This is a genomic window from Chitinophaga agrisoli (assembly GCF_008386695.1).
Taxonomy (GTDB): Bacteria; Bacteroidota; Bacteroidia; order Chitinophagales; family Chitinophagaceae; genus Chitinophaga; species Chitinophaga agrisoli.
This window is the reverse complement of the sequence record NZ_VUOC01000004.1, coordinates 2651195-2662148: the sequence shown is the minus strand read 5'-3', so window position 1 is coordinate 2662148 and position 10954 is coordinate 2651195. Positions and strand designations below refer to the sequence as shown.

Below are 10954 nucleotides of genomic sequence, written 5' to 3'. Positions count from 1 at the left end.
GATAAAAAGGTTACTACGGGTCTGAACTGGATTCACATAGAATGGGGATGCGGGGCTAAAGGTAGAAAAAAGTTGTTATTGCGTCAATAGTTGTTTTTTTAACCCCAGATACCTGGCAGGGCTTTTTCTTATTATGGATTTTAGCATGTATCTTCCTATACATATGTCAGCTACTCCATTCACCAAACGCCAGATCTGGATCGCGATCCTGGCTGCTGTTACCAGCTTTTGTGCGTATACGGCCATTTTTGCCTTCCGAAAAGCATTTAATGTAGCGTCTTATGAAGGGCATACTTTGTTTGGTATGGATTTTAAGACGGTGCTGGTGATCACGCAAGTACTGGGTTATATGGCCAGTAAGTTCTATGGCATCCGGTTTATATCTGAGCTGAAACGGAACAGGAGGCATCTGTTGATCCTCGGATTAGTAGGGGTTTCCTGGCTGGCCTGGTTATTATTTGCGCTGCTGTCCGCTCCTTATAATTTCTGGTGTTTGTTCCTGAATGGCTTCCCGCTGGGACTTCTGTGGGGTGTGGTATTTTCCTATGTAGAGGGGAGGAGGACCACAGACCTGATCAGTGCGGCCCTGGCCGTTAGTTTCATATTCGCATCCGGGCTGGCCAAAACCACCGCGCAATGGGTAATGACGGATTTCGGGATCTCCGAATACTGGATGCCTTTTACCGTGGGCTGTATTTTTATGCCGGCGTTGTTCCTGTTTGTATACCTGTTGGAAAAGATACCACCACCGGATGAGCAGGATAGGGTACAAAGGATGGATCGCAAACCCATGTTGCCGGCGGAGCGGAAAGCATTGCTCCGGGGCTTCCTGCCGGGGATCAGCGCTTTGGTGGTCATTTATATACTGGTAACGATCTTAAGGGAGATACGGGATAATTTTATGGCAGATATGTGGCGGGAATCCGGCGCTGTATTTGTGCCGGGCGTTTTTGCAAAAACAGAGACCACTATTTCCCTGATCATACTGGCGTTGATTGCGGTGATGATCTGGCTGCGGAATAATTTCAAAGCGTTTATGCTGGCGCAGTTTATTATGCTGATGGGTTTTATTATTGCGCTTTTATCCACCTGGCTTTTTATGGAAGAGCGCATGGTCATGTATTACTGGATGTTGCTGGTAGGGTTGGGCTTATACATGGTATACATTCCGTTTAACAGTATTTTGTTTGATCGTTTTATTGCCGCGTTCCGGTTTGCGGGAAACGTGGGCTTTCTTATCTATATCGCGGATTCTTTTGGTTACCTGGGCAGTGTGGGGGTGATGCTGGTAAAGACGGTATTCCGGGTGGAGGCCAACTGGTTGCAATTCTATGCGCAACTGGTGCTGTTTACCGGAATAACCGGGATTATCAGTACCATTGTTGCTATGGTTTATTTCCGGAGGAAATATCTGAGCGCAGCTAAAGCTGCAGCAGCCTAATGCCGGCAGACAATGCCGCGCTCAGTATTTTGTGCTATTCGCTACGTAAGCTTTTTATAGGATCCGTCAGCGCAGCTTTGATACTCTGAAAACTCACTGTCAGCAGGGCAATCCCGACCGCCAGCAATCCTGCCAGTGCAAAGGTCCACCAGTTGATCGTAACCTTATAGGCAAATCCATTCAGCCACTGATGCATACCCCACCCGGCAATAGGGGAGGCCAGCACAAGCGCTATCAGGATTAGTTTTAAGAAGTCTTTAGACAGCAGGGCCACCACACTGGCGATGGATGCGCCCAGCGCTTTCCGGATGCCGATCTCTTTTGTACGCTGTTCGGCAGTGTAGGTAGCCAATCCGAATAATCCTAAACAGGCAATGAAGATGGTCAGGCTGGAGAAGAGGGTTAATACCTGCTCTATTTTTTGCTCACTGAGATAAACCTGCTCAAACCGGTCATCTAAAAACGAATAGGAAAATGGGGCTGCAGGAGAAAATGTTTCCCACTGCTGCTTTAGTGAAGCCAGTAACTGCGGCAGTTTAGCAGTACTGGTTTTGACCAGGATGTTGCCGGAGTTTTCACCCAAAAACATGACCAGCGGCCCAATCTTTTGCCGCAGGGATTCGAAATGAAAGTCGCTTACAACGCCAATGACCCGGTAATATGTTTTTACGCCGTTATCATCTATATGGCCGATCAGCTCTTTACCAATAGGATGCTGTTGCCAGCCTAACGCCCGCACGGCGGTTTCGTTCAGAATAACAGCGGAGGAATCGGTAGGGAAGCTTTTTGAGAAATTACGTCCCTGCACCATGCGTATCCCTAACGTAGGGATATAGGCATCATCAACTTTATAAAACCGGCTCATTACGCCTTTATCAGGTTGTTCCCGGGACATTACGGTGGTGTTATCGATAGCAGTATTTCCAACGGGTACCTGACCGGAAATACTGCCCATGGTGACTTGCGGAGATTGAATGATCTTATCGCGAAATACGGCTTCGTTATTGCGAAGCATATTTGTATTCTGAATAACCAGCACCTGTTCACGATCAAAGCCAACTTTCTGTGTTTTCATGTAGCGTAGTTGCCGGTCTGCGGTAACGGTGGCAATGATCATCGAAATGGTGATAAAAAATTGAAACACTACCAGACCGCTTCGCAGGTTGAACCTTCCACGCGCAGTGGTCATCCGCCCCTTCAACACCAGAACAGGCTTAAACGAAGACAGGTAAAATGCCGGGTAACTGCCCGCCAGCAACCCTACTAACACAGTACCTATCACTAACCCAGCGGCTACAGACCCGTTGGTCAATAAACGGAACGTAAGGTTTTTACCTGTCAGCTGATTAAAGAAGGGCAAAGCGAGGCCAACGATCAGCAATCCGATGATCAGGGCGGCCATCGCCAGCAGCACTGATTCTATCAGGAACTGTTGCTGCAATTGCCCTTTTACCGAACCAAGCACTTTACGTACCCCTACCTCACGTGAGCGCCGGGTTGCCGTGGCGGTTGACAGGTTTATAAAGTTCACACAGGCTATCAGCAGCATAAAGGCAGCGATGGCTAGTAGTACGTATACGTACAGTATATTCCCCCCTGGGGTTAACTCAGTACCGCCGAACGGGGACCTCAAATGAATATCAGTGAGTGGCTGGAGAAACACCCCGAAATCATCCCCTTTTTCACGAAACTGTTTCGCGTTGATTTTTAGAAATTGCTCTAATTCACTCCCAATCCGGTTTTCAGCGAGCCGGGAAATTTTAGTCTCCAACTGCTTGTAATTGTATTTTGCAGGCAGCACCACATAGGTGTAAAAGTTGATATTATAGATCCATCCGGTGTGTTGCTGATCATAACCGGGTAATGAAGCCAGTATATCGAACTGGAAATGGGAGTTTGCCGGTACATCCCCCACCACGCCGGTAACCCGGTATGGCGTTTTTTCACTGCCAAATAATAAAGCTTTCCCTACCGGGTCCTGGTTCCCAAAGTATTTTAGGGCAGTTTCCCGGGTTAGCACCAATGTGTTGGGCTCGTTGAGCGCCCGCTTGGGATCCCCTTTCAGGAAGGGAATGGTGAACACATCAAAAAAACCTGAATCGGCGCGCAGCAGTTTATCCTCTTTAAATGAGCTTGTTCCATAGCTAACAAACTCGGTTTCCCTGGTGATACGCGTTGTTTTTAACACTTCCGGAAATTCCTGTTGTAAGTCCCGGGCAGCATTGGGGCCTAATATGGGCCCGCCCACATCCTCGCCATTCAACCGCAGGCTGAGCCCGACCCGGAAGATCCGGTCTGCTTTCTCGTTATAGCGATCGTAGGATAACTCATCCTGCACATAAAGCATGATCAGTATGCAGGTAGCCAATCCAATGGCTAAACCAGCTATATTAATGCTGGTTGAAACTTTTTGCCGTTTCAGGTTCCGAAACGCGATCTTCAGATAATTCCGAATCATGATGGATGTTAAGTTAGCAGTAGCCCGGGGCTCCGGTTGTTGATAATATTGTTTATCCGTTTTTCTGCTGCGCACAAATGGCGGTAGCACAGACACTACGTTCAGCAGGTAACGCAGTGTGGCCTGGGTTTTACCCGAACGGTTATACCAGTAGGTATATAGCTCCTGCAAATCGCCTGCTACCTCCTCTAATGTATTGTGAGGATGCAGCCGGACGAGTAGCCATTGGGCCCAGCGGGGCGGTTGTTCAGGGGATCTCATATGCCGCCCAATCGAAGCGTGTGAGGTGGTAATAACTGCCAAAGGTGCTGGCGGAGCTGCTGAATTTCCTGCAACGCCTGGCTTCCCAGCGCCGTAACGCGGAACAGCCGTTTACGCCGGCCACCACGTTCGGCGGTGGCGCCGCCCAGCGCTGATGTCACAAATCCCTTCTCTTCCAGGCGGATGAGGGTGTTATGTACTGTTCCGAAAGTAACGATACGTCCGGTATGCGCTTCCAGCGCTTCGCTGATGGTAACGCCGTAGCCTTCTCCGTCAAGGATGGCAACCATCAGTAAGATCATTTCTTCAAATTCACCCAGATATGTCCGACGCATGGGGGCAGGTTATTAGTTTCTATTTTATCGAACAAATGGGGTGCCAACTCATTAAACAGGCCATTTCCAGCTGGAAACGGCCTGTTTATGCTTAATAGTGAGTTGGTGACTGTCCGCAAATGGACATGTTATGTTCCGGATCGGACAGTGAACACGGCTAAAAATAATACCCGGTTTACTTCACAAGTCACTAGGCGCTTAAAAGCTCGCCTATTGTTGGGTGGCGGCAGTCTTTACCTCGTTGATCAATTCCCTGGCCGCCAGTGCCTGACTGGATACCCCTTTACAGAACCAGAGGGTTTGAATGTCTTTGTCTGTATACTTTCTCGAGTCCTTGGCAGGATCCTCGTAATGCATAATTAAACCTCGTTTGGTGGAGTAGATCTCGCTGCCGTCTGGATAGAAACGTGCCTGAAAGACCTGCAGGCCGTCGTCACTCAAGATCTTTTGGGCGTTCCTGGCGGTCCATTTGCCATTTTTTCTTGTAATAATAAGGTTGCCTACCTGTAAGTAAAGGTCTCCGTTCATACAGGTAACCGTACAGGGGCTGATCTCACTGCGCCCATCGGAATAATTTGCTACAGAAAACGGGGTCAAGGAATGTGACGGGATTGGTGTTGTATGCGGTTAGGCATGGGATTGTGCGGCTGGAATGATGGCTTACAATACCTCTTTTGTTCTAGCCAGATCGCGGTTTATGATCAACGCGCGGTCATCAGGCGAAAGAGAACAGATAAGATCCACAGCGGTTACCAGATCGCCCGCATTTGGTTCAAGGAAAGGCTGATTGTTTTTAGCTGTCCGGGCTGCCTGGGGAACTATTATATCACGCGTAAGCTGCATGGATCCGGGAGTACCATCAGGAAAGTCGATGATGATCTGGCAGAGATTTTGGGTTCTTTTGTCAAAGATATCCAGCAGTGCCTGTACTGGTTTGCCAAGCAAACTGAATTTACCAAATCCTTTGTGCCTGGCTTTGTAGGCACTTACAACCTCTTTTACTAATGTGCCCGCCTCATCTACTGACGCCTCCACAAAAAGATGCGCGGTCCTAACTGATCCGTCAGGAGGTACTTCCGCTGTCTTCGGTTTGTCTTCGCCTCCGGAAGATAAGCCCATTAGCTGATTGAAGGCGCCGGCGGCAAGATCATAAAGCATGTCGGTAGTACCCCATTTTGCCTGTACAGCGTATTGGGTGTCATCAGCACTAAAAAGAACATCTGCCTTACCTGATGGCTCGGCCAGTTGCCCGCCTTGTATTAATCTTATGTAGCTAATAAAGATTTCCAGCACATGCCCTTTGAATGTAATGCGGCAATCTTTACAGGATTTTGACCGGAGTGAAGTTTCGAGCTTGCCGATCATACCACTGATATCCATATGTCTTGATATTGTGAGCAGCATCCCGGTAAGCAGCTCGATAGACCGCTGCGCTTCCCCCATTGGCGTATAATGTTCTGCTTCCGATGCAACCCGTTGATCAAGGGCCAGTTTCCGTTCTGCACCTTTCTGTTTCCGCTGATCGCGGTTTACCATCGTTCTTTTACGCAATTGCCCCAGCACAAACTCCTCAGTTTGTTCCAGCCGCTTTGGTGCATAAGGATATTTGGCCAGATATAGGTCCTTTGCATTGTCGGGCAGCAGTTCCTCATCACGCCCCTCGAACTCCTTGTTCACTTGCGCGATCAGCGCGTCAAGCTTCTCATCTGGTACAAGCTGAAATACAGTTGGCGAGGTGGTATTATTTTTCCTTTGAACCAGCATGCTGGGGCGAAAAGGCTTTATTTGAGCAGCCGTATCGTTGTCTGGCTGTTCCTCTTTGAGCTGCGTTGACGCATCTGTTGAGAGGTTAACCGGGACAGCAGGCATGCTTTTACCGCCGTTCCCCGCCTGAGTACTGCTGGCTGAAGACGACCCTTTGTTTGTTTTGGCGCTTTGTGAGTGGTTCAAGACGTTGATTGTTATGTTTGTAGTAGTAGCTTTTGGTAGGCAGAATGGCTGCAAGGCATTTCCGGGAATAAATATATATAATTAATGTTTATGTATATGGTTATTTTAGTATTATAGCTTTTTCCGCCTGCCTACGTTAAAAACACATAAAATGGCGATAGTAATTGAAAATAGCAGTAGATAAGTTATTAATACCTGTCCGGCTTATGGACTGGCAGCGTTAAAAAATGGCTCGCTTTATATTCGCCGGTTTGTTTAAAGCCCAATTTTTCGTAAAATGATGCAGCCGTAGGATTGTCAGTGAATAATCGTAATACAGTAAAACTATGGCTAGCCTCGTCTATTATTTTGTTCATTATTAAAGTTGCGTAGCCTGCCCGGCGGAGAGCTTCCCGGACGTACAGGTGTCGCACCCGGCCAACTTTTGGTAGGAGGGCATAGGGGTCGATATTAAGGCCGCCGATGCCTATCAGGTCTTTTTTTAAGAATAGGCCCCATAAGTTTTCACCAGGTTTATTAAACTTGTTAGCGCCGGTATTCCAGTCATCGATTGTTCTTTGTAGGAAATTGTAGCCAAGGTGTTTTGATTCGTTGATCATGGAGTGTAGGTCCATGATGTTTTCGTCTGTGAGGTTGATAAGTTGTGTTTCTTGTTCTACTCGCATGTTTAAATTTAACAGAAAGAATTGAGATAGTATCAGAGGCGTTCTAGCGCCAAATTAGCTTCGTTAGGTCTTGGGTCGCTTGGAAACCAGCAAGCCATAAGGAGCAGTGCAGGTTGATTATATGAAAAATTTTATATATTGTGTTATTGGCGTGTAGATATTCACATAATAACTGAAACGATGAGCGTTTTACTTTGTTTTGGCCGTTACTCCAATAGTCATCTGATAGCCAAAGCAGATATTTGACCCTTCAATGTTTAAACTTTGGCCATGATAATTCGCATTTACGCAATCTTATGTTGCCTGACCGCTTTTCTCCATGTCAGTGCTCAGGACAAGTTAACCGTTATCAAGGCGAAAGCTCTTGTTGACGTTCGCAAGGGGCAACTGATCACACCGGTCCTGATCTACTGCCGGCAGGGCAAAATAGAAAAGGTAGATAGTGGCCCGAACATCCCGTCTGATGCAATCATAATTGACCTGGGAGGCAAATACTTGTTGCCTGGTTTGGTCGACGCACACAGTCATTTATGTCACGAATACCAGTATGAATTGGAAAAAGTAGCTGGAGCTAATATCGTAACCGAAACGGCGATAACCGATAATGCCACGCGGGCATTGATTGGCGCCCGCAACGCACGGGATATGCTATTGGCGGGCTACACCACCGTAAGGGACCTGGGCAATTCCGGAGAAAATACCGACGTTGCGTTGCGAGACGCCATAAACAAAAACTGGCTTCCAGGGCCGCGTATCTACGCTGCCACCCGCGCTTTGTCCCCGATTGGAGGACAATTCAGTAAAATGACACCGGACGCCCGAAAGGTGCTTGTACCAAAAGAGTATAGCGAAATTTGCGGAGCGGAGGAAGCCCGCAAGGCGGTAAGAGAAGCCGTCTTTAACGGCGCTGATTGCATCAAGGTCATTGTCAATAACAATCAACTATCCCTGAACCAGGAGGAACTGACTGCTATCGTTCAGGAGGCTAAGGCGGCCAATCTGAAAGTTGCCGCGCACGCCACCAACGGAGACCAACCAGCCCTAAACGCCATCAATGCCGGTGTAAATTCAATTGAACATGGCTACACGCTGTCTGCTCCGGTATTGAAATTAATGGCTGAAAAGGGAATTTACCTGGTGCCAACTGACCGGACTGGTGTTGACAGATATCAGCAACGCATCAAACGCGCGCTGGAAGCTGGGGTCAAGATTGCGTTTGGGTCAGATATGTATTATTACGATGCACAGCGTAACCGGGGCGAAGTGACGGTGAGTACCTATCACGCCTATAGCCAATCGGGAATGAGCAATGCGCAGATCCTCCGTTCGGCAACGATGAATTCTGGTGAGCTAGTGGCTGGACCTGGAAAGATTGGATTGCTGGAGCCAGGATATCTGGCTGATATTATTGCGGTGGATGAAGATCCGTTAGTAAAGGTGGAAACGCTTGAACACGTTGTTTTTGTTATGAAGGAGGGAAAGGTTGTTAATCGATGTGATTGAGTTGTTGGACGGGTGGTGACCTTGATTAATGAGAGGTTGTTTGGTAAACGGCTATAGAAAGTGCGAGGGAAGTGTTGAAAAGCCATGGAATTCAGCGCGGGTAGCGCATCGTCACAGCACGAAAAATCATTGAGGTTACAGAATGCTCACCAGCAAGGAAAATGTGGCTAAGCATTTCAATTAAAAGAACGGCGAAACTCCAGTGGAGAGAGGCTGGTTTTGGTTTTAAACAGTTTACTGAAGGATTGCAGGTGCTCAAAACCCAACTCATAAGCGATCTCGCTAACTGATAGGTTGGTTGTTGAGAGTTTCTCTTTAGCCAGTTCGATCAGCTTGTTGTGCAAATGCTGCTGAGTATTCTGTCCGGTCAGGTGTTTAAGCAAGGTGCTCAGGTAGCCTGGTGAAATGTTTAGGTTCTCAGCTATGTAGGTCACACTGGGCAGTCCTTTTTGGGCAAGTGCGCCGCTGTTAAAGTAACTGGCTAGCAGATCTTCCAGTTTGCTTAGCATCTCATGACTGGCAACCTTGCGGGTGATGAACTGCCGTTGGTAGAACCTTTCAGAATAAGTTAGTAAAAGTTCGAGTTGAGCGGTGATCACGTTCTCACTAAACCGGTCAATATTGGTATGATACTCTTGTTCAATATTTTGAACGATAGCGGTAAGCATCGTTTCTTCCTTGTCTGATAAATAAAGCGCTTCATTAACAGCGTAATTAAAGAACTCATATTTTTTTATGTTTTTAGCCAGCGGCGTGTTCCATAAAAAGTCTGGATGGATCAGGATCATCCAGCCTTCGGGGTGGTGCATTACTGCACTTTTTTCAAATTCCACCCCAAAGACTTGTCCGGGGGACATAAAGAACAATACGCCGTCATCGAAATCGCTGGTACGCTGCCCGTATTTGAATTTCGCGTTCCTCACCCTCTTCATTGAGATCGAATAAAAATCATAGATCAGGCTGAACGGGCTCTCAGCGAGGGGGGTGTTCAAATCATCCATATGTACCACGCTGATCAGCGGATGTGCCGGGTTAGGCAGGCCTGTAGCCCGGTGATATTCGGTGATGGTGTGAAAACGGAAAATTTGGTGGTTGTTCATCGTGAGTTAAAGTTCGCTATTTTTCTGGTATACGGCAGCAAGCTCCCTGGCAAGACCGCGGATATGGCGGATCCCATTTTCGGCCGGTTCCGGTAAAGCTTTGTCAGCGGCTGCCTAATATTCCCTGAGGAACCAGTTATAATTTCATCGCTCTTATCTGGTATAAACGCCATTTTCAATATCTGTAAGCAAAGCGGGGTGTGTTGGACGCCAGTTCAAGTTTTCCCGTGTCTGCTTGCTGGATGCGGGGCAGTCGATCGCCGCCATGTGCGAGAACCAGCCAAAATGTTCTGCGGCCGCTTCCGGCGCAACTGATGCTACGGGGATGTTCAGTTGTTTTCCTATGGCTTCGGCTATCGTTCTGGTTGTGATGGCTTCCTCCGCAGAACCATGAAAGCGAGCTCCCGGTGTAGCATTCTCTAAGGCCAATCTGTATAAATGAGCTGCATCCAGCCTATGTACAGCGTTCCATCGGTTGAGTCCTTCGCCTACATAAGCAGAAACTCCCTTTTCGCGTGCGATCTTAACCAGTATTGGTATAAATCCGTGTTTATCCTCATCACCATGCACAGACGGCGACAGGCGAATGACTGCTGCGCGGACCCCTAGCGCGGCGACAGTATCTGCGGCCTGTTCGGAAGCCCTTGGCCAGGCGGGGTTGAGCGGGGGTATGATATCTTCCGTTGCCAGTTTTCCGGGGCTGGTCAACGCCGTGCCGGATGTGATAATAAAGGGGCGGTCAGAATTGGCCAATACTTCACCGATGGTTTCAATGGCTATTTTATCTACCTGGCAAACTTCCCGGAACCGAGTAAAGTCATGGATAAACCCTGCATGGATCACGCCGTCTGCAGACGCAGCTCCGCTGCGCAGGTTGTCGAGATCTTCCAGGTCACCCCGATGAATTGCTGCACCTGCATCGATCAATTTTTGGGCTGATGCATCTGAACGTGCCAGCCCTAATACCTGGTGACCGGCATTTATTAATTCCTGCACAATGGCAGTACCGATAAAGCCTGTGGCTCCTGTGACAAATACGCGCATTATAGTCTTCTCTTTTGTTGATGCGAAGATCATCTGCTTTGGGCGGGAGAATTTATCCAAATCTGGGTTTAGTTTAGCCGAAAACCGGAAAAGTTATCGCGGTGGCGAAAAATTGCTTCAGGTATGAGTATGTTCTTTGGGCGTAAATGTTATTTACGTAGTATATGGGATATTATTGATGCGTCACTTATTGTACA

The 10954-nt window shown here is 47.9% G+C and carries 9 protein-coding genes; 2 read left to right on the top strand and 7 right to left on the bottom strand.

Features of this window, described 5'->3' with window-relative positions; all coding sequences use genetic code 11:
* Window positions 1-163: 163 nt before the first annotated feature.
* A complete protein-coding gene (locus F0L74_RS29665; RefSeq protein WP_188316223.1) occupies window positions 164-1441 on the top strand; it encodes a DUF5690 family protein in 1278 nt (425 codons plus the stop codon).
* A gap of 34 nt (window positions 1442-1475) precedes the next feature.
* Here the strand turns inward: F0L74_RS29665 and F0L74_RS29660 are convergent, their stop codons facing one another.
* The 5 genes from F0L74_RS29660 to F0L74_RS29640 all read right to left on the bottom strand — a co-directional run bounded on the left by F0L74_RS29660 (window position 1476) and on the right by F0L74_RS29640 (window position 7110).
* Window positions 1476-4160: an ABC transporter permease gene (locus tag F0L74_RS29660; RefSeq protein WP_213087104.1), complete on the bottom strand. Its 2685-nt coding sequence runs from the start codon at window positions 4158-4160 to the stop codon at window positions 1476-1478.
* Window positions 4157-4495, bottom strand: a complete 339-nt coding sequence (locus tag F0L74_RS29655; protein ID WP_149841506.1) for a PadR family transcriptional regulator — start codon at window positions 4493-4495, stop codon at window positions 4157-4159. Before F0L74_RS29655 ends, F0L74_RS29660 begins: the two co-directional genes overlap by 4 nt.
* A 210-nt stretch (window positions 4496-4705) precedes the next feature.
* Entirely contained in the window at window positions 4706-5023 is a 318-nt protein-coding gene (locus tag F0L74_RS29650) for a hypothetical protein (protein ID WP_149841505.1), read from the bottom strand.
* Between the two features lie 132 nt (window positions 5024-5155).
* A complete protein-coding gene (locus F0L74_RS29645) occupies window positions 5156-6445 on the bottom strand; it encodes a hypothetical protein (protein WP_149841504.1) in 1290 nt (429 codons plus the stop codon).
* 188 nt (window positions 6446-6633) lie between these two features.
* Entirely contained in the window at window positions 6634-7110 is a 477-nt protein-coding gene (locus F0L74_RS29640) for a GNAT family N-acetyltransferase (RefSeq protein WP_149841503.1), read from the bottom strand.
* 270 nt (window positions 7111-7380) lie between these two features.
* Between F0L74_RS29640 and F0L74_RS29635 the strand changes: the two genes are divergently transcribed.
* Window positions 7381-8613 (top strand): amidohydrolase family protein, encoded by a 1233-nt coding sequence (locus F0L74_RS29635; RefSeq protein ID WP_149841502.1) that lies wholly within the window; start codon window positions 7381-7383, stop codon window positions 8611-8613.
* Window positions 8614-8789: 176 nt separating this feature from the next.
* Here F0L74_RS29635 and F0L74_RS29630 read toward each other — a convergent pair whose 3' ends face one another.
* Together F0L74_RS29630 and F0L74_RS29625 are read right to left on the bottom strand one after the other, a co-directional pair.
* Complete coding sequence (locus tag F0L74_RS29630) at window positions 8790-9713, bottom strand: helix-turn-helix domain-containing protein (RefSeq protein WP_149841501.1); 924 nt, start codon at window positions 9711-9713, stop codon at window positions 8790-8792.
* A gap of 153 nt (window positions 9714-9866) precedes the next feature.
* Complete coding sequence (locus F0L74_RS29625) at window positions 9867-10817, bottom strand: SDR family oxidoreductase (protein ID WP_246197853.1); 951 nt, start codon at window positions 10815-10817, stop codon at window positions 9867-9869.
* Window positions 10818-10954: the final 137 nt, after the last annotated feature.